This window comes from Hymenobacter armeniacus (assembly GCF_014699055.1).
Lineage (GTDB): Bacteria > Bacteroidota > Bacteroidia > Cytophagales > Hymenobacteraceae > Hymenobacter > Hymenobacter armeniacus.
This window is the reverse complement of sequence record NZ_JACXAC010000003.1, coordinates 18,199-41,076: the sequence shown is the minus strand read 5'-3', so window position 1 is coordinate 41,076 and position 22,878 is coordinate 18,199. Positions and strand designations below refer to the sequence as shown.

Below are 22,878 nucleotides of genomic sequence, written 5' to 3'. Positions count from 1 at the left end.
CATCCTGCGCCAAGCGCCCAAGCGTTTCGGCGGGCAGCCTGATTAAAATCAGCCGCGGCGCTGATTGTTTTCATAGCCCGAGCCAATCGCTCGGCGGAATTTAGGAACGTGGTGCCGGTCGCGGGTGAGCTGCCGGCACCTACTCCGCCTGAGGCAGCCGCGGTGGCAGGAATTCCTGCTAGCTTGTTTGCCAGGGCGGTTTCGCTCTTTGCCGATGCCCGCCAGGTCAAGGCGTTAACTTTTCGGCCGACGGTCCATTAACATCAATTAAAAACAAACTTAGCTATCTTAATAAGCTCAACAGCAAACCAGAAACTAGTCATTATACATATAATATTTTATATATTTGCTTTGGGTCAGTAGCCTTCCGCGGTGTGCCCGCCATACAAGGAGCTATTGATTAGCAGTAACTTGCTACGTTCCCGAGCATAGCTTCCGGCGCATCCCTGTTGTGCGCTTCACTTCTCAGCACGCATCAGCATGTTCGAAAGCACCACCGACTCTCTTGCCTTGGAAGTCCGCACCGATGCCCGGCCTCCCGACCTGGCGCTTCCGGCGGCGCTCCTCGACCACAACCCGCACCCGGTGCTGTGCTTCGACGCGGGCGGCCGGCTGCGCTACGCCAACCCCGCCGCCCGCCGCATCCGGCAGGCGTTTCGAGGCAGCAGCCCCACGGCCTTGTGGCAGGCACTGAGCGACGCCGCGGAGTGGCTGCGCACCCAGCCCGCCAACCAGCCGGCCGTGCTAGAGGCCAACGGCCAGTGCTGGCAGGTGAGCAGCGCCAGCGCCGCAGACCAGGAGCTAACGTTTTTTTACCTGGTCGACGTGACCGCGTGGCGGGCCACCGAGCAGCAGCTGCGCCACCAGCAGGATTTCCGGCAGCTCATGCTCGACACCAGCTCCACCCTGTTTACCGTGTACGACACGGCCGACCGGCCCGTCTTCTACAACCGGGCCGTGCGCGAGCTGATGCAACACCTGCAGGTGTACAGCGGGCCGGCGCACCACGACCCGGCCACCCCCGCCTACGCCGAACGCCGACGCCGCACCGAAATCAACGAGCAGGTGCGCCAAACCAACGGCGAAGTGCGGGAAGAAATGACGCTGACCCTCGACTCGGGGGAGCGGCGCTGGTACCAGACCGTGCGCTGCCCCCTGCACAACCCCGACGGCACGGTGTTCGTGCTGGGCGTGACCACCGACATCACCGACCTCAAGCGCCACGAGCAGGTGCTGGCCCTGCGCGAAAAGCAGTACCACGACCTGCTGCGCCACACCCAAACCCTGATTTGCACCCACGACCTGACCGGGCGCCTGCTTACGGTGAACCCGGCCCTGGCCGCGCTCCTGCAGCGGCCCGAAGCCGAGCTGGTGGGCCAGCCCCTTGGCCGGTTTCTGCAGCCGGAGCAGCAGGGCGCGCTGAGCCGGTACCTGGCCCGGGTCGGTTCGGCGGGCAGCGCCACTGGCGTGCTGCGAGTGGGCACGGCGCCCGAAAAGGTGCGCTACCTGTTGTTTCACAACACCTTGGTGCAGGAACCCGACCAACCGGCCTACGTCATCGGCCATTCGCACGACATCACGGCGCGCATTGAGGCCGAGCGGGAAGCCCGGCGCAGCCGCCAGCAGGCGGCGGCCAGCGCCCGGGCCCGCGAAGTGTTCCTGGCCAGCATCAGCCACGAAGTGCGCACGCCCATTCACGGCATGTTGGGGCTGGCGGCGCAGCTGGGCAAAACCGCCCTGACCGAGCGGCAGCGGTATTTGCTGAGCAGCATTTGCCAGGCCGGCGCGCACCTCACCGGCCTGCTCAACGACGTGCTCGACCTCAGCCGCCTCAACAGCGGGGCCATTGAGCTCGAAGCCGTGCCGTTTGTGCTGGGCGACTCGGTGGACGCCGTGCTGCGGCCGCTGGCGGCGCAGGCCCGGGAGAAGGGGCTGCGGTTTCAGGGGGCCACGGCGGGGCGGCCGTTTCCGCGGCGCTGGGTGCTGGGCGACCCGCTCCGCCTCAACCAGATTCTGCTCAACCTGGTGAGCAACGCCGTGAAATTCACGGACCGGGGCAGCATTCGCGTTAGCTGCCGGGTGCTGGCCGAAAGCTCCACCGCCCTGCGGGTGCGGTTTCGGGTGGCCGACACCGGCATTGGCATTGCGCCGGAAATGCTGGCGAGCGTGTTCGACGACTTCACCCAGGCCCACGCGGCCACCGGCCGGCACTACGGCGGCGCCGGACTGGGCCTGAGCATCAGCCGGCGCCTGGCCCGGCAAATGGGCGGCACGCTCGGCGTGACCAGCCAGCCGGGCCGGGGCAGCTGCTTCACGCTGGAGCTGGCCCTGCCCAAAGCCCCGGCCGGCGCCCGCCCGGCACCTGCCGCCGAGCAGCCCTCCCTTCCGGCCCGCCTGGCGGGCCTGCGCGTGCTGCTGGCCGACGACAACGAGATGAACCGCGAAGTCACGCGCCTGACGCTGGCCGACTGGGGCATTCGGCCCACCGAGGCCGCCAGCGGGGCCGAAGCGCTGCGCCTGCTGGCGGCGCAGGACTTCGACGTGGCCCTGCTCGACATTCAGATGCCGGACCTCAGCGGGCTGGAGGTGGTGCGCCGCCTGCGCGCCCTGCCCCACCCGGCGCGGGCCCACACCCCGGTCATTGCGTTCACGGCGGCCACGCTGCCGCGCCCCGACGACTACTACCGGCGCCAGGGCATCATCGGCCGGCTGGCCAAGCCCTTCAGCGAAGCCGAATTGTGCCAGCAGCTCCTGGCCGTGCCCCGGCCGGCGCGCCCCTACAGCCTGGCCGGCCTGCAGAGCTTTGCCAAAGGCGACCACGCGCTGGTGGACAAAGTCGTTGCCTCGTTTTTGAACAACGCCCCCGCCGCCCTGGCCAAGCTGAGCGCGGCCGCCGCCGAGGGCGACTGGCGCACGGCGGCCCAGCAGGTACACTACCTGCACTTCAATTTGAAGACGCTGGACGTGGGCGGGCTGGAAAGCTGCACCACCACCCTGCTTGCGCCCATTCACGGGCGGGGCCGCGGCCCGGCGGCGGTGGACCCGGCGGTGTTTCGGGCGGCGGCGCAGGAATTTGTGGCCACCGTGGAAGACGTGGTGCAGGCCCTGCGCCGCGACGCGGACGCCCACGTTACAGGCTCCGAATAGAGCGAAACAGCACCTCCTGGTAGGATTTGGCCAGCGGAACTTCGTAGGGCCCCACCACCAGCATGTTGTCCTCAATGCTGTCGATGAGGCGGGTGTTGACGATGTAGGACCGATGCACGCGCTGGAAGTGCGCAAACGGCAGCCGCTCGGCCAGCTGCTTGAGCGTGGCGTGCACGATGTATTTGTGGTTGGCCATGACCAGCACCGAATACATCGACATGGCCTCGATGTAGAGCACTTCGTCGAAGTTGAGCTTGACCAAGCGGTTGTTGACTTTCACAAACAGCTCCGACCAGTCCTCGAGGGCGTCTTTGCGGGCGGCCACGGGCAAGGCGGCGGCGGCTTCGTGGGCCAGGGCGGCCCGGCGGCGGCGCACGGCCACGTCCACGGCCCGCCGAAACCGGGCGAAATCGACCGGCTTCACCAAGTAGTCGGTCACGTGCAGCTCGAAGGCTTCGATGGCGAAGTCGGCGTGCGTGCTCACGAGGATGATTTCCGGGTGGGGCTCGGGCAGGAGCTGCACGAGGGCAAGGCCGGTCAGCTCCGGCATTTCGATGTCGAGGAACAGGATGTCGACCGGCGGGTGGGTTTGCAGGTAGCTCAGGGCCTGCACGCCGTCGGGCAGGCTGGCCACCAGCTCCAGCGTGTGGGTGAGCCCTACCATGTGGGCCAGCATCAGGCGGCTGGCTTCGTTGTCGTCCACGATAAGGCAACGGAGAAGTGCGGAGTCAGCCATGGGCGCGTACGAAGGATGGGGCAATGGTGGCAGCGCAAATTGTGAAACACTCGGATGCTACCACAATATACCAAATATAGTATATTACCAGAGGAATTGCAACCCCGGAATCGTGCGCCCGCGGCGGCATTTTGCTCAAAAGCGCGCCGTGCCGCGGGCACCGCCGGCCACCGGGAAGGGCCGGAGGCTTTTCGTTTTGGCAATAAGGCCCTTACCGTTGCGGCGCGCAAGTGAGCATCCTCAATTCGGAAATTGATGCTCCTCATTTCGATGGCTGGGGCCGGCAACGAGTTTTGTCAGGCCACTCCAACCGGCGGCGGCCCGGTGCGCCGCAAGTACCCACCGCTGCGCCAGAACCGTCACCCGGCCCGATTTGGGGAACCCACCTGCTCCGACCGCCACTGCTTCCCTTCCCATGCCGTCTCTCCCCTCCTCCTGCTTGCGGTGGCTGCTGCCGGCCCTGACGCTGCTGAGCGGCTGCGTGGCCCAGCGGCAGCTGCCCTACCTGCAAAGCCCGGGCTACTCCGCGTCCTCGGCCGTGGCCGTGGCCAATGCCCGCCCCAGCTACCGCATTCAGCCCAACGACGTGCTGTCGGTGCGGGTGCAGAGCCCGCAGCCCGAATTCAACGAACTGTTCAACGTGGCCGATGCGCGCGCCATGATGAACAGCGACCCCGGCGCCATGTTTCTGAGCGGCTACTCGGTGAGCGAGGACGGGCAGATTGCGCTGCCCACGGTGGGCGCCCTCAAAGTGGCCGGGCTGGATGTTATGGCCGCGCAGGCCCTGGTGCAGCAGCGCGTGAGCGGCTTCGTGCGGGGGGCCAACGTGGTGGTGAAGCTGCTGAGCTTCAAGGTGACGGTGCTGGGCGAGGTGCGCAACCCCGGCCGCTACTTCGTGTACAACGGCCAGGCCAGCGTGCTCGAAGGCCTGGGCCTGGCCGGCGACCTCACCGAGTACGGCAACCGCCAGAACGTGAAGCTCATCCGCCAAACGCCCACGGGCTCGCAGGTGGTGCTGCTCAACCTCACCGACCCCGCCCTGCTGGGCTCGCCCTACTACTACCTGCTGCCCAACGACGCCCTCTACGTGGAGCCGCTGCGGGCGCGCGCCGCCCGCGCCAACGCCAACAACCTCGGCTTGGCCTTTGCCGGCATTTCGGCCGTGGTGCTGCTGCTCAGCTTTCTGAAATCCAACTAACCGCGGGGCAGGCGGGCGGCTGCGGGCCGCCGCCGGGCCCGGCTCGCCGTATGAAAACACCTCCCGAACCGGCCGCCGACGAACTGGACCTGAGCCAGCTGTTTTTTAAGCTGCGGCGGCGCTGGCCGCTGTTTGCGGGCGCCCTGCTGCTGGCCGGGGCGCTGGCCTACGTGTACCTGCAAGTGACGCCGCCGGTGTACGGCCTGCGCGCCACCATGCTGCTCGGCGACCAGGCCACGGGCTCGAAGCGGGCCCAGGAGCTGCTGCAGATTCTGGAAGTGCACGACAAGGCCCTCAAGATGGAAGACGAAATCGGCCTCATCACTTCGGGGGCCACCGTGCGGCAGGCCGTGCGCCGGCTGCCCTTTGCCGTGGCCTACTTCCGCGAGCCCGCCTCCTGGCTGAACCGCCTGCGGCCCGTGCTGCGCCGCGAGCAGCCCGCCGCCGCCATGCCCTTTGAGGTGCTGCCCGACCTGACGGCCCCCCAGCTCGCCGACGTGCGCGTGTACGTGGCGCCCGCCGGGGCCGGGCGCTACCGCCTGCAGGCCACCGCCGCCCGCGCCCGGCTCGCCGACCTGCCCACCGGCAGCGCGGTGCGCGACACCTGGAACGTGCGCCTCGACACCACCCTGGCCGCCGGCGACACCCTGCGCCACCCGCTGCTGCGCCTGGTGCTGCGGCCCGTGCCGGGCGTGCCCTTCGAGGCCGGCACAGGGCGCTACGGCTTTGTGCTGAACGACGTGAACGGGGCCGCCGGCCGCTACGCCGAAGGCCTGGCCGTGCGCCCCATCGACCACGACTCGCGCATTGTGGAGATACGCCTCAAAAACAGCGTGCCGGCCCAGGCACAGGCCTTTCTGGATACGCTGATGGCCGTGTACATCGCCGCCGACCTGCGCGCCAAAAACCAGACCGGCCGCAAAAGCCTGGCGTTTTTGGATGAGGAGATTGCCAAGCTGGCCCGCACCCGCCAGCAGGCCGCGGGGGCGCTGTCGGCGTTCCGGGCCACGCGGGGCGTGGTGGACGTGCAGGCGCAGTCGTCGTCGGAGATTGGCCGGCTGGCCGAGCTGGAAACGGCCCGCGCCCGCGCCGCCACCACCCGCCGCTACTGCCAGAGCCTGCTCGAATACCTGCAGGCCAACCGAGGCGGCGGCCAGATGGCCTCGCCCAGCAGCGCCGGCATCGACGACGGCGTGCTCAACAGCCTCATTTTGCAGCTCAACGAGCTCAACAGCCGCCGCGCCGCCCTGAGCGTGAACGGCAGCGACGCCAACCCCCTGCTGGTGGTGACGGACGAGCGCATCCGCAGCACCAAGGAGGCCCTGATGCAGACCCTCACCAACATGAGCCGCACCGCCGCCATCGGCCTGCGCGACCTCGACGCCCAGCTGGCCCGAGTGCGCGGCCAAATCAGCCGCATGCCCGAAAACGAGCGCCAGCTGGCTTCGCTGAAGGGCGAGAGCGACTTCAACGAAAAGAACTACAACTTCCTGGTGGAGAAGCGCAACGAGGCCGCCCTGGCCCTGGCCACCAACACCACCGACAAGCGCGTGGTGGACCGCGCCCAACGCACCAGCGCCGGCCCCGATTCGCCCAATCCCAAGCTGGTGGGGCTCATTGCGCTGCTGGCCGGGCTGCTGCTGCCCGCCGGCCTGGTGCTGCTGCTCGACAAAGCCAACCAGACCGTGCAGGGCCAGAACGACCTGGCCCGCATGACCAACATTCCGGTGCTGGGCGTGGTGGCCCACGGCACCCCGGCCGACACCAAAGACCTGGCCCACCGCAACAAAGGCCCCATTGCCGAGTCGTTTCGCTCTATTCGGGTGAACCTGCAGTACCTCACGGCCGGGCCCGACAAAAAGGTGCTGGGCGTGACCTCGACGGTGCCCGGCGAGGGCAAAACCTTTTGCGCCGTGAACCTGGCCACCGAGCTGGCCCACTCCGGCCGCCGCGTGGTGCTGGTGGAAACCGACCTGCGCCGCCCCACCGTGGCCGCCTATTTCCCGCTGGCGCCCAGCTCCCTGCACGGCCTCACCAGCTACCTGGCCGACGACTGCTCCCTCGACGAGTGCCGCCGCCCCAGCGGCGTGCCCGGCCTCGACCTGATACCCTGCGGCCCGGTGCCGGCCCGGCCCACGCAGCTGCTCGAAAGCCCGCGCATGGCCACGCTGCTGCAACGCCTGCGCGCCGAGTACGACTACGTGGTACTCGACACGCCGCCCGTGGGCTTTGTGGCCGAATACTTCGTGCTGGTGCAGCACCTCGACGCCACCGTGTACGTGGTGCGCCACAACTACACCGACCGCGACCTGGTGGGCCGCATCAACGAGCTGTACCAGGACGAGAAAATCCGGCAGGTATACCTGCTCATTAACGACGTGCGCTTTGCCGGCAGCTACGAGCACCGCCACCAGCGCAATGCTTACGCCTACTACAAATAAGGCCTCGCCCCCCTCATGGCTTCTGCAAAAAACCTGACTACATCCACGCTGCACAGCATCAGCTGGAGCACGGCCGCCACGGTGGTGATGGCCGTGCTCCAGCTGGGCTACACCGGCGTGATGGCCCGGCTGCTGGCTCCGGCCGCCTTCGGGCTGGTGGCGCTGGCGGGCGTGGTCATCCGCTTTGGCACCTACTTCTCGCAGATTGGGCTGGAGCACGCCCTCGTGCAAAAGCCCGACATGACCGACGAGGATGTGCGCGCGGCCTTCACCTCGGCGGCGCTGCTGGGCGGGGTATGCGCGCTGGCGCTGGCCGTGGGCGCCCCGTTGGCCCGGCTGGTGTTCGACGAGCCGGCCGTGGTGCCGCTGGTGCGCCTCATGGGCCTCGGGCTGTTCTTCAACGGGCTGTCGGCCACGGCCCTGAGCATTCTGCGGCGGCGCATGGCCTTCCGCGCCCTGGCCATCATCGAAACCACGGCCTACGTGCTGGCCTACGGCGGGCTGGGCATCGCCATGGCCTGGGCCGGCTGGGGCGTGTGGAGCCTGGTGGTGGCCAACCTGGCCCAGGGCCTGCTAGTGGCGCTGCTGGCCTACGCCGTCACGCGGCACAGCCTGCGGCTGTACTTCCGCTGGGCGCACTACCGGCCGCTGCTGGCCTATGGCACCCGCATCACCTTCACCAGCTTCATTGAGTTCATCACCAGCTCGCTCGACACGCTGCTGATTGGGCGGCTGCTGGGCGCCGCGCTGCTCGGCGTCTACAACCGGGCTTCGATGCTGATTACGCTGCCGCTGTATTTGCTCACGCGCAGCGTGTCGCGGGTCATTTTCCCGGCCTTCAGCCAGGTGCAGGCCGACCGCGCCAAGCTGGGCGGCGTGTACCTGGGCAGCATCACGCTGGTGGCGGCGGGCATCTTGCCGCTGGGGGCGGGCGTGGCGGTGGCCGCGCCGGTGCTGGTGCGCGCCGTGCTGGGGCCGGGCTGGGAAGCCGCCGTGCCTGTGCTGCGCATTCTCTGCGCCGCCGTGCCGCTGAGTCTCATTACCATGTTTGCCGGCATTGTGTGCGATGCCCGGGCGGCCCTCACGGCCAAAATTAACGCCAACCTGCTGGCCCTTTGCAGCTTGGTGTTGTTCTTCTTTTTTCTGCGCGGCTACGGGCTGGCGGGCTTTGCCGGCGCTCTGGTATTGAATGAGCTGGTGCGCACGGCCCTGTTCCTGCGGCTGATGCACCACGAGCTGGCCCTGCCCTACCCGCGCCTGCTGGCCGCCTACGGACCGGGCCTGTTTCACGCGGTGGCGCTGGGCGCCTTGCTGGGCCTGCTGCATTGGGTTCTGAAGCCCCTGGCCTGGCCCGCCCCCGCCGCCCTCACCCTGCTGATGCTGGCCGGCGCCCTGGTTCTGGGCGGGCTGATGCTGCTGCGCCCCCGCCCGGCCCTGCGCGAGGAGCTGCGCCGTTTCCTGGGGCGGTTGCGGCCCGGCAATGCGGCCAGCCCCGGGGCCCGCTTCCTGGCCGGCTACCTGCGGTTTTTGGAGCGGCAGGCACCGCTTTCGTCGTCGTTCACGCCCGGCTTTGGGCCGCAGCCTTCGCCCCTTCAGCCATGAACATTCTGCTGGTTTCGTTTTTGAAGCCCGACGCGCCTTCCGGGGTGCGGGTGCACTACGTGCGCCTGGCCGAGCAGTTGCGCCAGCGCGGGCACGAGGTAGACGTGGTGACGCCTGCCACCCTCACCGGGCCGCGGCGGCACCTGGTGGCGGGGCTGCGCCACCTGCTACGGCGGCTGGGGCCGGTGCCCCGCGCCCTGGCCACCACCATGGCCTACTACCTGCACATCCGCTGGGGCATCGACCCCAGCCGCCGCTACGACGTGGTGAATGCCCAGGACCTGGGCAGCGGCCTGGCCGCCCGCCACGCCCTGGGCAACCGCGTGCCGGTGGTGGTGACGGGCCACTTCAACGCCCACCCGGCCGCCGACGAGCTGCGCCAGAAGCCGCGCGGCCCCGCCGCGGCGCGGGCCATCGGACGCTGGTACGCGCACCTGCTGGCGCGCACCCAGTACTTCATCGGCGTGTCGCGGTTTGGGCTGGAGGCGGTGCGGGCCGCCCTGCCGCCCCACTGCGAAAGCCGCGTGGTGCCCAACGGCATCGACCTGGCCGCCGGGCGCGCCGCCACGCCCGATGCGGAGCTGCGCCGCCGCGCCGCAGGCCGCCACGTGCTGCTCAACATCGGCCACCTCGAAAGCCGCAAAAACCAGCTGCTGCTGGTGCGGGCCGCCCACGCCCTGCGCCAGTTTCGCCAAGATTTTGTGGTGGGCCTGGTGGGCAAGGGCGAAGACGAGGCGCTGCTCCGCCAGCACATTGCCGAGCTTGGGCTGGAAGACGTGGTGCTCCTGCTGGGCTACCGCGAGCACGAGCAGGTGCCGCCGCTGCTGCGCGCCGCCGAGCTGTACGTGCACGTGGCCACCCACGAAACCTTCGGGCTGGTGCTGGTGGAGGCCATGGCGGCCGGCGTGCCCGCGCTGGCGCTGGCCGTGGGCGGCGTGCCCGAGGTGCTGCGCGCCACCCCCGCGGCCCTGCTGCCGCCCGACATCACCCCGGCCGGCCTGGCCGCCGTGCTGCACAGCTGGCTGAACGCCCCCGCCCTGCGCCGGCAGCTCAGCCGCGAGCAGGCCGCCTACGCCGCCGCCCACTTCGCCGTGGGCCAGATGGTGGACGCCACCCTGAACTTCTACGAACACGCGCGGCGGCACTTCCGGGCCCCGCAGGCCGCGGCCGTGCCCGAACTCGTGCTGACCATGCCGTGAGAGGTGAGAAGTGAGAAGTGAGAAGTGAGAAGTGAGAAGAATGAACCGCCTGAATGTCTTTAAACACGCAACACTATTACTACCTGTGACTTGATTTTAGAAAGTCTGGAAACTTACGCGCGCCATGAAACTCAACCTGCGCTTTCTGTACCTGCTGCCGCTGCTGGCGGTGCTGTTCACCAACCCAGCCTTCAACGCCTTCTTCTTCGGGAAGGCCGACGAGGCCGGGCTGGGGCTGCGCTACGAGTACGCCCTGACGGCCTTATCGCTGGCCGCGGCGGTGCGCTACTACGGGTACTTTCAGCCGGTGGTGCAGGTGTGGCTGGCGGTGCTGCTGGTCAGCATGGCGGGGCTGGCGCTGGAGTCGTACGCGCTGTGGCATTCGTGGGCCAAATACCCGCACGTGTTCAGCAAGCTGACGGCGCTGCTCCCGCTGTTTGGGATGTACGCGGTTTACCGCCGTTTTCCGCCGCCGTCTTACCGGCAATTGGCGGGCCTGATGCTGGCGACGCTGCTGCTCAGTCTGATTGTCGTTTACCCCGAGGCGCTGACGCTGGGCTCGTTTCTGGAAACCGAGCGGGGGTTTAGCGTCACGTCGGCCTACCTGCTGCTGCCGGTGCTGCTGCTCTGCCTCAACTTTTATATCTCCTCCAACAACCTTGTCTATGGGCTGGCTGGCCTGCTGTGCCTGGCGCTGATAGTGTTTTTGCAGCACCGCACGGTGTGGGTGTGCACGGCCCTGGCGCTGGTGCTCAACCTGGGCCTGCTGGCCCTGCGGGTGCCGGCGGCGCGGGCCTGGGGCACGCGGCTGGCGGTGCTGGGGGCGCTGGGCGTGGGGCTGGCGCTGGCCAGCGGCCTAGCCGTGGTGCTCGACAACCCCGACGTGGTGCAGAAGCTGGCCAAAAGCATCAGCGACATTCAGCACCCCACCACGCAGGGCACCGGCACCTTCCGCATGCAGCAGTACGAGGCCTACCTGCCGCTGGTGCGCGAGCGGCCGCTGGCGGGCTGGCGGCTGCAGGGCTTTGAGGTGCCCGTGCAGTTCTACAGCGACGACTCGGGCAAGCAGGTGTGGCCCGACTTCACCGGCCACCACTTCCACAGCTTCTACCTCGACCGGCTGTTCTACTTCGGCTGGCTGGGGATGCTGCTGGTGCTGGGCGTGCCGGCGGTGCAGCTGGGCCGCTGCCTGCTGAGCCTGGCGCCCCTGCAGGAAGGCCCGGCGGCGCTGCTGGCCTTCGTGGCCACGTTTCCGGTGTTCGGGCTTTCCTACGACTGGCCCAACTACGCCTACGGCTTCATCGGCCTGCTGCTGGCCATCATCAGCCGGCCGGCGCCGCCGGAGGCCGCCCGGCCAGCGCCGAGGCGGGCACGGCCAACAGCCAACGCCAGCGCACGCCTGGAACCCGCCGTTTTGCAAAGCACTGACCTGCTGGCGGCGCACCCGCCGCGAGTTGGGGCCACGCCGTAGGCGGCGCGCCGGCCCTGCCCTTTTTCTTCTTTCTAACCCTCCCGGCCATGAAAATCCTGTGGCTTGCGGCCTACCCTTCGCCGCGCATCACCCGCGAACACCCCGTGCCCTGGCTCGTGACGCTGGCCGACCTGCTCAGCCGGCACCCGCGCGTGCAGCTCAGCATTCTGAACTGGAACGCCCGCCAAGAGAACCCCGTGGAAGAGCTCGACCACGAAGGCATCCGCTTCATTTCGCTGCGCGTGCCGGCGTTTCGGCAAGACTTGTTCACGCTCTACCAGCAGCGCATCGGCATCACGGCGCGCTACCTGCGCCAGCACGCGCACCGCTACGACCTGCTGCACCTGCACGGCTCGGAGCTGCAGTTTCCGGCGGCGGCGGCCGGGCTCGACATGCCGCTGCTGCTCTCGATGCAGGGGCTGGTGTCGGAGTGCGTGAAGTGCGTGCCGGGGCTGCTCTCGTGGCGCAAGGTGCTCTGGACGCTGGCCGGCTACTACGAGCGCAAGTACCTCCCGCTGATGCCCAACTTCTCGTGCCGCACCCATTGGGACGCCGCCCACGCGGCCCGCTTCAACCCCAAAGCCCGCATCTACCACAACTGGGAGGCCCTGCGCGAGCCGTTTTTCCGGGCCGCGCACGAGGCCCGCGCCGCGCCCGCCGGCGGCCGGCCGGTGCTGCTGTTCATGGGGGGCTCGCAGGTGATGAAGGGCTACCAGGAAACCCTGGCCGCCTTCGACATCCTCCGCCAAACCACCGACTTCAAGCTGGTGATAGCCGGCGGCCACTACCCCAACGAGGTGGCCGACGCCTACCGCCGTTACCCGCTGCGCCACCTGCGCCCCGATGACGTGGAATACCGCGGCTACCAGAACGGCGAGCAGCTGGCCCAACTCTGCCGCGAGGCCGAGTGCCTCATTCACCCGTCCTACCTCGACAACAGCCCCAACAGCGTGTGCGAAGCCCAGGTGGCCGGCCTGCCCGTGGTGGCCACCAACGTGGGCGGCGTGAGCTCCCTCATCGAAGATGGCGAAACCGGCCTCTTTGCCGAGCTCACGCCCGACAGCCTGGCCGCCCAGGTGCTGCGCCTGCACCACGACGCCGCGCTACGCGCCCGCCTGGCCCGCCAGGCCCAGGCCGTGGCCCTGGCCCGCCACGACCCCGCCACGGTGCTGGGCCGTACGTTTGAAATTTATCAGGCCGTGCGCTACGGATTGGAAATCAGCCCGCTGGCCACCGCTTCTTTTAGTCATTCCGCAAGCCTTATCCCCCATGATACCCTCGCCCCCACTTCCGCCGGCTGACAAGCCCCCCGTACGGCCCCGTTGCGAAACGGCGGTCCTGTTCCTGGTTTTCAACCGCCCCGACGCCACGGCCCAGGTGCTCAACCGGCTGATGGTGGCCGGGGTGCATCGGCTGTACGTGGCCGCCGACGGCGCCCGCCCCGGCCACCCCACCGACGAGGCCCTCTGCGCCCAGGTGCGGGCCGTGGTGATGCAGATTACGGCCCGCTGGAACTGCGAAGTGCACACGCTGTTCCGCGTCAACAACCTGGGCTGCAGCGTGGCCGTGTCGGAGTCCATCAACTGGTTTTTTGCCCACGAAACCGAAGGCATCATCGTGGAAGACGACTGCCTGCCCGCGCCCGATTTTATCCCGTTCTGCACCGAGCTGCTGGCCCGCTACCGCCACGACACCCGCGTGATGCACATCGGGGGCAACCATTTTGGCCCCGACGCCGGCAGCGCGCTGGGCCCCAAAACCGACTCCTATTATTTCTCCCAACAAGTGCACACCTGGGGCTGGGCCACCTGGCGCCGCGCCTGGCAGCACTACGACCTGCACCTGCACGCCCTGCCCACTTTGGCCGCCCACGGCCGCCTGCGCGGCAGCTTCAGCAGCCAGCTCGAAAGCCAGTATTTCCTGCGCAAGTTCTGGGACCTGTACCACGGCCCGCGCCCCTTCACCACCTGGGACTACCAGTGGCATTTTGCCCGGGCGGCCCACGCCGGCCTCACCATCATGCCCAGCGTGAACCTGGTCACCAACATCGGCTTCGGCCACGAAGAAGCCACCCACACCCAGGACGCCACCGACCCCCACGCCGCCCTGCCCACGGGCCAGCTGCACTGGCCGCTGCGCCACCCCAGCCGGGTGCTCAACGACCGGCCGCGCGACCGGCAGCAGTTCCGCGCGTTTCTGGGCGGGCGGCTGCGGGCCAAGCTGCGGGGCCTGCTACGGCCGGCCCGCCCGACGGCCCCGGCTGGCGCCGCCCCCTCCTCTCCCGTTATTGTCGAACCCGCTTCGCGATGAAAATTTTGCTTTCGGCGTATGCCTGCGACCCTACCCACGGCGGCGAAGGCGGCAATGGCTTCAACTGGGCCTGGGAAATGGCCAACCTCGGCCACGAGGTGTGGTGCCTCACCACGCCCTGGGGCAAGGCCGCCATTGAGGCCGAAATGCACGTCCGGGCGGCCAATCCGGCTGCTCAGCGCCTGCACTTTATGTTTGTGGCCGTGCCAGGGTGGGTAGAATTTCTGTACCGCTGGCAGTTTGGCGTGTACCTGCACTACATGGTGTGGCAATACCGCGCCTGGCGGCTGGCCCGGCCCCTCGACCAGCGCGTGTGCTTCGACCTGGTGCACCACGTCACTTTTGGCAGCCTGCAGTTTGCTTCCTGGCTGTGGCGGCTGGGCCGGCCGCTCATTTTTGGGCCGGTGGGCGGGGGGCAGCAGGCCCCCAAGCTGCTGCGCCGCTACCTGCCCGACTGGTTCAAGACCGAAACCCTGCGCAACCTGGTGAGCTGGCTGCTGGTCACCTTCGACCCCAACGTGCGCCAAACGCTGCGCCACGCCGCCCTGGTGTTTGCGGCCAACCGCGAAACGGCCCAACTGGCTTGGGAGCTGGGCGCCCGCCACGTGGAGCTGGCCATGAGCACGGCCCTGCCCCTAAGCTTCTTCCCGCCCGAGTACCCGGTGCGCGCGCCCCTGGCCGGGCGCGAGCTGCGCATTCTGTGGCTGGCCCGGCTGTTTCCGCGCAAGGGCCTGCACCTGGTGCTGGAAGCCCTGGGGCAGGTGCACCCGCGGGTGCAGTTTCACCTCAACATCTACGGCGACGGGCCGGTGGCGCCGCTGCTGCCCGGCTGGATAGAGGCCGCCGGCCTGCAAGACCGGGTGACCTGGCACGGCAATGCGCCCTACGCCACGGTGCGCTCGGCCTTTCTGGCCCACGACCTGTTCATGCTCTGCAGCTTGCGCGACAGCTACGCCGCCCAATACCTGGAGTCGATGGCCATGGGCTTGCCCATTCTGACGCTGGACCACCACGGCGCCACCGACTTCATTCCCAACGACGCGGGGCTGAAAGTGCCGGTGCAGTCGCCCGAGGCCACGGCCGCCGCCCTGGCCCGCGCCGTGGAGCACCTCTACGACCACCCCGACGAGCTCGAACGGCGGGGCCGGGCCAGTTTCGCCTTCGCCCGGGAGCAGAGCTGGCCGGCGCTGGTGGCCCGCTTGCTGCTGCGCGCCGCCGACGCCGCCCACGTCCTGTCGGACCTGGTGCCGGGGCCGGTGCCGGCCGAAGTGGCGTAGCCACGGCGGGCCAACGCCTCATTCGTCAAGCTTTCTCATCTTTTCATCACGGCCGTGCTCTACGTCATCATTCCCGTTTTCAACCGCTGGCATTTCACGCGGGCCTGCCTACAGTCGCTGCAAGAACAGAAGGAGCAAAATTTTCGCGTGGTCGTCGTCGACGATGGCTCCACCGATGGCACCGCTGCGCACCTGGCCCGCGAGTTTCCGGCGGTGGAAGTGCTGCCCGGCACCGGCCAGCTCTACTGGACGGCCGCCGTGAACCTGGGCATCCGCCACGCCCTGGCCCGCGGCGCCGACCGCATCATGACGCTCAACAACGACGTGGTGGCCCCGCCCGATTTCATCGAAAGTGCCCTGCGCTGGGCCCGGCGCCAGCCCAGCGCCCTGCTCGGCCCCGTGGAGCTGGACGCCACCACCGGCCAGCCCGTGTTTGGCGGCGAAACCTTCAGCTTTCTCACCCACCAGCGCCACAACCTGCTGGCCACGCTGCCACCCGAAGACCGGTGCGGGCTGCACCCCGTAACGTACCTGCCCGGCCGCGGCCTGCTGATTCCGGCCTCCGTGTTCGTCACGCAGGGCTTGTTCGACGAGCGCCACCTGCCCCACTACCTGGCCGACTACGACTTCACCAGCCAGGCCCGGCGGGCCGGGTTCCCGGTGTACGTCAACTACGACACCCACCTGCTCACCTACCCCGACGACAGCGGCCAGGTGCAGACCCGGCAGCGGCGCAGCCTGCGCGGCTACTACCAGCACCTGTTCGGCATCCGGGGCGGCGGCAACCTGCGCAATTTCACCTACTTCGCCCTCAAAAACGCGCCGGTATTCTTTTTGCCCTTCTTCCTGCTCAACGGCTACCTGCGCCGGCTGCTGGGGTATTTTCTGCATTAAAACCGGGGGAGAGACGCAATATGTTGCGTCTCGTCAGCCGCGCCGTTTGCATAGCGTTTTAGCGTCACCGTTCGGGCGTCTTCGCTCAACGACGAGACGCAACATAGTGCGTCTCTACCCCTACCATCTCATGGTCATTCTGGTAAAACGCTTCGGCCAGCTGGGCAACCGGCTGTTTCTCTTTGCCCACCTCGTGGCCAACGCCGCCGAGCACGGCTACGCCGTGGCCAACCCGAGCTTTGCGGCCTACGCCCGTTTTTTTGAGGCGCCGGCGGCCGATGATTTCGGTGCGCTGCCGGTGCGGCTGGCGCTGCTGCCCCACCAGTGGCTGGCCCGCGCCCTGGAGCGCCTGCTGGGCCTGGTGCAGCGGCCACAGGTGTTTCGGGGGCTGGCCGCCGTGCGCCGCTGGCTGCCGGCCTGGACGGGGCTGCCGCAGCTGCTCTACCTCGACGACAGCGCCGGCACCTTCGACCTGAGCGCGGCGCCCTACCTCGCCGCCGTGCGCCAGCGCGTGGTGCTGCTGCACGGCTGGTGCTTCCGCGACCGGCCCAGCTTTGCCCGGCACGCCGCCCTCATCCGCCGGCTGTTTGCGCTGGTGCCGCCGCACCGGCAGGCCGTGGCGGCCGTGCTGGCCCGCTGCCGCAGCACCGCCGAGGTGCTGGTGGGCGTGCACATCCGGCGCGGCGACTACGCCACCTTTGCCAACGGGCAGTATTTCTTCGGCAATGACGTGTACGCCCGCCACATGCGGGCCCTGCGGGCCCAGTTTGCGCCCGGCCGGCGCGTCGAGTTCCTGCTGTGCTCCGACGAAGACCTGAACCTGGCCGATTTTGCCGGCCTGCCCGTGCACCGCGGCAGCGGCCATTTTGTGGAAGACCTCTACGCCCTGGCCGGCTGCGACTACCTGCTGGGGCCGCCCAGCTCTTACTCCATGTGGGCCTCGTTCTACGGCGAAGTGCCGCTGTGCCACCTGCACCAAGCCGACCAGCCGGTGCAGCTAACCGATTTTGCGGTGTTTCTCGACCAGTAAGCCCGCAGCGGCCGCCCGCACCGGGGCGGCTTGCCTGGCCATCACAGCCGCGAAGGGCGGCTTCAATTCACTGATAGCGTGAGTTGAAGCCGCCCTTTTCAACTTTTTTTTGCTCCCGACCACTCACAAACGCTTCTGTGCTAAGTGCCGATAAATGAGGAGGTAACGCAAAAATATTCAATTTCGATTTTCTAGTGTTTGCATACTTTGGCAATAGTATAAGTTCCCCGGGATGAACCAAATTCCCCTTCGGTTTGTAGATTTGCCACGAAGAGCAGGTCTTGGTGTATCACTTTTACAAGATGAACATTAAGAAGGCTCGTCGGGTTACGGGGTAAGTCTTTCCCAAAGAAGGAATTTTCTGCGGAAGCTGACGAACCAAACAATGGCGGCCAGGGGGCCGTCGGCCGAGGGTGTTGGAGTTGTGTTGTTGAAGTAAAAGCCTGAATCACTTGTCAGAGTCAATTTAATAGAGGGAGTACCCGCGTTTTTCGTGGCGAAAACCGTTGCCGTGATGGCCGCTGGCCACAGTCCGGAATGAGGCTGGCGAACACATGGCGATGAATTGGCTCGGGCAGTGCAGGCTGCGGCAATAATTGAACAAAAACAACCTGGGTGATTTCTTTCATTGATGGCGTTTCGCAACCCGCGAGGGTTGAGTTCGGCGCTGTTGCTTAAACCAGAACCACCAGTTTGAAAGTCCATTCTAAGAAAAATCGCATTTCGTCATTGCTGCGTGCCGCTTGGCTGAGTCTGGCCCTGGCGCCGGCACTGGCCCAGGCCCAAAACGTCCCGAACGTGACGTACCAGGGCCCCATCACCATCACTCAGGGCGGCACCTACACGGGCAACTACCGGAGCACCGACTCCAATACGCCGGCCGTGACCATCGCCACGTCTTCGCCCGTGACGCTGCAGGGCTGCATTCTGGTGGGCCCCGGCGACCTGATTCAGGCCAACGGCACGCCCGGCGACATCACCGTGCTCAACAGCCAGGCCTACGGCACCACGCCCACCCAGGACGACCGGTACCGCGGCCGCTTCATTGCCGCCACCAACGCCCGGAACATCCGGGCCGAGAACAACTACCTGGAGCACACCACGGGCTTTACCATCTACCAGTTCAGCGGCGATGGCTCGGCTAGCCAGACGGTGCGCATTCTGCGCAACAAGGTGCTCGACATCGACGGCCGCACCCGCAACGGCGGGCGCAACCTGGCCAACTTCATCGGCCTGAACACGGTGCGCAACATTGCCAACATCGAAATTGCCTGGAACCAGGTGATTAACGAGCCCAACCTGTCGTCGGTGGAAGACAACATCAACTTCTACAACTCGGGCGGCACGGCCCAGAGCCCGGCCCGCGTGCACGACAACTACGTGCAGGGCGCCTACCCGTTCCCGGCCACCAGCTCGACCTACTCGGGCACGGGCATGACCACCGACGGCGACGGCACCACCGTGAGCACGGTACCGGCCTTCCTGGAAGCGTATGACAACCAGTTTGTTTCGACCTGCAACGCGGGCATGAACATTGCCGCCGGTCACGACATTAAGTACTACAACAACCGCATTGTGACCAGCGCCTACCTGCCCGATGGCACGCCGCTGAACGCCGTATATGCGGGCACGGCCGTGTTCAACGGCCACCAGGTGTCGAGCAGCGTGTTCTACAACAACACCATCCAGAACAACACCATCGGCTACCGCAACCCGGGCTACACCATTCCTTTCCAGGACCGGCACGACCTCTCGAACGGTGCCTGCGCCACCTGCACCGGCACCAACCACTTGCCCAACCCCATCACGCTGGGCGTGGAGCAGAACGAACTGACCCTCTGGCAGCAAAAGCTGGCCCAGAACAACGTGACGCTGGGCCCCGGTGGCTCGGGTGGCGGCGGCACCACCGCCCCGGCCAACACGCCGCCGACGGTGAGCCTGAGCGCGCCCGCGACGGGCACGGTGGGCACGGCCCTGACCTTGTCGGCCACCGCGGCCGACGCCAACGGCACGGTGAGCAAGGTCGAGTTCTTCAGCGGGGCCACCAAGCTCGGCGAAGACCTGACCGCGCCTTATTCGCTCGGCTATACCCCCACGGCCGCCGGCACGCTCAGCCTGACGGCCCGCGCCACCGACAACGCCGGCGCCAGCACGACGTCGAACACGGCCAGTGTCACGGTGGGCACCAGCACCACCACGACGCCGCCCGTAACGTCCACGGGCGACCCCGCAAATTCGACCTTCTACCGCGCCTTCAACCTGGGCGGCGCGGCCGCGACCATTGACGGGCGCAGCTGGGAAGCCAGCAGCGGGGCGGCCAACTTCAGCACCAACGCCTCGGGCTGGTCCAGCCCCGGCGCTTCGCTCAACCCGGCCACCGACGCGGCCCGCGCGGGCATGATTACCTCGGCCCTGTTCGGCACCGGCCCCACCTTGGCCGTGGGCGGCGTGGCCAGCGGCACGTACTCGGTGTACCTCTACATCTGGGAGGATAACTCGCCCGAGACCCTGAACATCCAGCTCGAAGGCCAGACCGTGCGCTCGGGCTACAGCACCGGCTCGGCCGGCCACTGGGAGCGCGTGGGCCCCTTCACGGCCAACGTGACCGACGGCACCATCAACGTGGGCACCACCGGCGGCAACGCCAACCTCTCCGGCCTTGAAATCTTCAAGCAGAACAGCACCACCGCCCCGGCCAACACGCCGCCGACGGTGAGCCTGAGCGCGCCCGCGACGGGCACGGTGGGCACGGCCCTGACCTTGTCGGCCACGGCCGCCGACGCCAACGGCACGGTGAGCAAAGTGGAGTTCTTCAACGGCGCCACCAAGCTCGGCGAGGACCTGACTTCGCCTTATTCGCTCAGCTATACCCCCACGGCCGCCGGTACGCTCAGCCTCACGGCCCGCGCCACCGACAACGCCGGCGCCAGCACGACGTCGAACACGGCCAGTGTCAGTGTGACGGCAGTGCCAGCCAACCCGCTGGCTACTGGCCCGGCCAACGCCACGTTCTTCCGCGCCTTCAACCTGGGCGGCGCGGCCGCCACGATTGACGGGCGCAGCTGGGAAGCCAGCAGCGGCGCCGCCAACTTCAGCACCAACGCCTCGGGCTGGTCCAGCCCCTCGTCCACGCTGAACCCGGCCACCGACGCGGCCCGCGGGGGCATGATTCGCTCGGCCCTGTTCGGCACCGGCCCCACGCTGGCTGTGAGCGGCGTGGCCAGCGGCACGTACTCGGTGTACTTGTACATCTGGGAAGACAACAACCCGGAAACGCTTAACATCCAGCTCGAGGGCCAGACCGTGCGCTCGGGCTACAGCACCGGCTCGGCCGGCCACTGGGAGCGCGTGGGCCCCTTCACGGCCAACGTGACCGACGGCACCATCAACGTGGGCACCACCGGTGGCAACGCTAACCTCTCCGGCCTTGAAATCTGGAAGCACAACTCCACGGCCATGCGCGGCATAGCGCCTAGCCCCAACGGCTTCGGTCTGTTCCCGGCCGCCAGCCGCCCCGACGCGCAAGCGCAGGTGGCTTCGGCCGCCACTGCTCAGGCCGGCCTGCGCCCCGCCAGTGCCCAGGCTGCCCCTGTGCAGGGCTTCCGTTTCATGCTTGAAACCGCTACCCCTGGCCTGGCCGTGCGGACCGACGACCGGTTGACCGCCGCCCACCGCCAGCATTCCCTAAGCCGCCTGCAGCCCGGCCACGAGCCGGCCCTGCGCACCGCATAAGCGGCTCCCGCAAGCACTTACTTCTTACCACTACTGCTGAAAAGCCTGGCCAGATTGGCCAGGCTTTTTTGTTGTTCCGGGTGGAAAAGAACGATGAAACGGGCGGCGCACAGCCAAAAAACGACAGCGGGCACTGCCCCCGGCGGGCGGTGCCGGCAGCGGAAAACCCGCCGGGCCCGCTGGCTACTTCCTGATAAAAGCAAAAATACCCCTGGGGTAGTACCATAAAAATAAGTTGGGTTTTTTCCAGTCGAACGGCGGCTGTTGAGCCTCAAGAAGCTTTAGACATAGTGTTTTTTCTATTCATGCACTTTGCCCTATAAACGGAGGTCAATTAAATCATTGATTAGTGGAAATAGCTTCTTTTCCTTCACTACACCATTACAACATTCCCTGCCCGGTAGCTCCATTCACATGCTTCACCCTTACTCCTCAAGCTTATGGAACGATACGCGCACTACACCGATTCGACTCGGTTTATCCTGCCGCTGCTGGATGTTGCCATCATCTTTGGGGCGTTCCACCTGGCCGGTTTCCTGGTGTGGCACAGCTGGGATTTTACCGGCTACGCGCCGTTCCTGTTCATCATCTTCGCCCTGCTCTGGTGGACGCTCTCGCGGCAGTACGCCAACATCTTTCGCCTCGACCGGCTGATTACCTACGCCGAGAAGCTGGGCTACCTGCTGCGCACCTTTCTGATGCACGCGCTGCTGCTGCTGGGCACGGCGCTGCTGCTCGACGTGCAGCAGCTGCCCCTGAAGGAGTTGCTGCTGGTGTACGGGCTGGCCGTTCCGGGCGTGGTGCTGGGGCGCTTCGTGCTGGCGTTCTGCTACCGGGCGTACCAGCGCCACTTTGCCGAGCCCCACAGCCGCTACGTGATAGTGGGGGCCAGCGAAAGCGGGCAGCGCCTCTACCATTTTCTGGCCGCCCACGACCCAGCCGGCACGCAGTTCAAGGGCTTTTTTGCCGACGAGCCGGTGGCGCCGGCCCTGCGCCCGCTGGTGCGCGGCTCGGTGGCCGAAGTGAAGGACTACTGCCTGCGCACGCCGGTCGACGAAATCTACTTCGCGCTGCCCTTCGACCACCACCAGCTCATCCGGGAGCTGTCGGACTTCGCCATCAACAACTTCCTCTCGTTTCGCATCGTGCCCGACTACCCCGGCACCATTCGCCAAGACGTGAGCGTGTACCACTACGACCACCTGCCCATCCTCACGGTGCGGCGCGAGCCGCTGGCCATCTGGACCAACCGCCTGCTCAAGCGCAGCTTCGACGTGGCGTTTTCGGGGCTGGTCATCGGGCTGCTGTTTCCGCTGCTGATGCCGGTGCTGGCGCTGGCCATCAAGCTCGACTCGCGGGGGCCGGTGTTTTTCAAGCAGTTGCGGCCGGGGCGGCGCAACCGGCTGTTTCCGTGCTACAAGCTGCGCACCATGCACACGGGCCACGGCCAGACCGAGCTGCAGGCCCGCAAAGGCGACCCCCGGGTGACGCGCGTGGGCTACTACCTGCGCAAGTACAACCTCGACGAGCTGCCCCAATTCTTCAACGTGCTGCTGGGGCACATGTCGGTGGTGGGGCCGCGGCCCAACATGCTCTCGCAGCTCGAAGAGTATTCCAAGCGCATCAACACCTACCAGTGGCGCCACGCCGTGACGCCCGGCATCACGGGCTACGCCCAGGTGAACGGCTGCCGCGGCGAAACCCGTGCCCCCAACGCCATGGAAAAGCGCGTGGAGTACGACCTCAAGTACCTGGAAAACTGGTCGTTCGTCCTGGATTTGAAAATCATCGGCCAAACCGTGGTCAACATGGTGCGGGGCGAAGAAAACGCCTACTGAGCC

General features: G+C 67.2%; 15 protein-coding genes. 13 read left to right on the top strand and 2 right to left on the bottom strand.

The features are described from left to right. Window positions 1-480 precede the first annotated feature (480 nt). On the top strand, window positions 481-3,147 hold the full coding sequence (locus tag IC234_RS08630) for a PAS domain-containing hybrid sensor histidine kinase/response regulator (RefSeq protein WP_190923477.1): 2,667 nt from the start codon (window positions 481-483) through the stop codon (window positions 3,145-3,147). On the opposite strand, the gene IC234_RS08625 is transcribed toward IC234_RS08630, so the two are convergent. After that, window positions 3,131-3,883: a LytR/AlgR family response regulator transcription factor gene (locus IC234_RS08625; RefSeq protein WP_190923476.1), complete on the bottom strand. Its 753-nt coding sequence runs from the start codon at window positions 3,881-3,883 to the stop codon at window positions 3,131-3,133. The two genes, IC234_RS08630 and IC234_RS08625, sit on opposite strands and share 17 nt — an antisense overlap. 415 nt (window positions 3,884-4,298) lie before the next feature. On the opposite strand from IC234_RS08625, the gene IC234_RS08620 reads away from it, so the two are divergent. The 10 genes from IC234_RS08620 (at window position 4,299) to IC234_RS08575 (ending at window position 17,305) form a co-directional block, all read left to right on the top strand. Next, on the top strand, window positions 4,299-5,081 hold the full coding sequence (locus tag IC234_RS08620) for a polysaccharide biosynthesis/export family protein (protein WP_190923475.1): 783 nt from the start codon (window positions 4,299-4,301) through the stop codon (window positions 5,079-5,081). A 50-nt stretch (window positions 5,082-5,131) separates the two neighbouring features. Beyond that, the gene (locus IC234_RS08615) at window positions 5,132-7,522 is read left to right on the top strand and encodes a polysaccharide biosynthesis tyrosine autokinase (RefSeq protein ID WP_190923474.1); all 2,391 of its coding nucleotides are present in this window, start codon (window positions 5,132-5,134) and stop codon (window positions 7,520-7,522) included. Window positions 7,523-7,537: 15 nt separating this feature from the next. Continuing rightward, entirely contained in the window at window positions 7,538-9,124 is a 1,587-nt protein-coding gene (locus IC234_RS08610) for a lipopolysaccharide biosynthesis protein (protein ID WP_190923473.1), read from the top strand. Next, complete coding sequence (locus IC234_RS08605; protein WP_190923472.1) at window positions 9,121-10,323, top strand: glycosyltransferase family 4 protein; 1,203 nt, start codon at window positions 9,121-9,123, stop codon at window positions 10,321-10,323. The genes IC234_RS08610 and IC234_RS08605 overlap by 4 nt, the downstream gene beginning before the upstream one ends. 124 nt (window positions 10,324-10,447) lie before the next feature. Next, window positions 10,448-11,794, top strand: coding sequence for an O-antigen ligase family protein (locus IC234_RS08600; protein WP_190923471.1), 1,347 nt, complete (start codon window positions 10,448-10,450; stop codon window positions 11,792-11,794). 47 nt (window positions 11,795-11,841) lie between these two features. Then, entirely contained in the window at window positions 11,842-13,095 is a 1,254-nt protein-coding gene (locus IC234_RS08595) for a glycosyltransferase family 4 protein (RefSeq protein WP_190923470.1), read from the top strand. After that, on the top strand, window positions 13,064-14,104 hold the full coding sequence (locus IC234_RS08590) for a nucleotide-diphospho-sugar transferase (protein WP_190923469.1): 1,041 nt from the start codon (window positions 13,064-13,066) through the stop codon (window positions 14,102-14,104). Before IC234_RS08595 ends, IC234_RS08590 begins: the two co-directional genes overlap by 32 nt. Next, window positions 14,101-15,381, top strand: coding sequence for a glycosyltransferase family 4 protein (locus IC234_RS08585; RefSeq protein WP_190923468.1), 1,281 nt, complete (start codon window positions 14,101-14,103; stop codon window positions 15,379-15,381). The genes IC234_RS08590 and IC234_RS08585 overlap by 4 nt, the downstream gene beginning before the upstream one ends. Before the next feature lie 54 nt (window positions 15,382-15,435). Then, window positions 15,436-16,275, top strand: a complete 840-nt coding sequence (locus tag IC234_RS08580) for a glycosyltransferase family 2 protein (RefSeq protein WP_190923467.1) — start codon at window positions 15,436-15,438, stop codon at window positions 16,273-16,275. A gap of 130 nt (window positions 16,276-16,405) precedes the next feature. Next, window positions 16,406-17,305, top strand: coding sequence for an O-fucosyltransferase family protein (locus tag IC234_RS08575; protein ID WP_190923466.1), 900 nt, complete (start codon window positions 16,406-16,408; stop codon window positions 17,303-17,305). 327 nt (window positions 17,306-17,632) lie between these two features. Here the strand turns inward: IC234_RS08575 and IC234_RS08570 are convergent, their stop codons facing one another. Next, the gene (locus IC234_RS08570; RefSeq protein ID WP_190923465.1) at window positions 17,633-18,010 is read right to left on the bottom strand and encodes a hypothetical protein; all 378 of its coding nucleotides are present in this window, start codon (window positions 18,008-18,010) and stop codon (window positions 17,633-17,635) included. Here IC234_RS08570 and IC234_RS21760 point away from each other — a divergent pair. Both IC234_RS21760 and IC234_RS08555 read left to right on the top strand, forming a co-directional pair. Next, window positions 17,999-21,037 carry an Ig-like domain-containing protein gene (locus IC234_RS21760; RefSeq protein ID WP_223827575.1) on the top strand — a complete coding sequence of 1,013 codons (3,039 nt, stop codon included), beginning with the start codon at window positions 17,999-18,001 and terminating at the stop codon, window positions 21,035-21,037. The genes IC234_RS08570 and IC234_RS21760 overlap by 12 nt on opposite strands. 440 nt (window positions 21,038-21,477) lie before the next feature. Continuing rightward, a complete protein-coding gene (locus IC234_RS08555; protein WP_190923464.1) occupies window positions 21,478-22,875 on the top strand; it encodes an exopolysaccharide biosynthesis polyprenyl glycosylphosphotransferase in 1,398 nt (465 codons plus the stop codon). Window positions 22,876-22,878 lie beyond the last annotated feature (3 nt).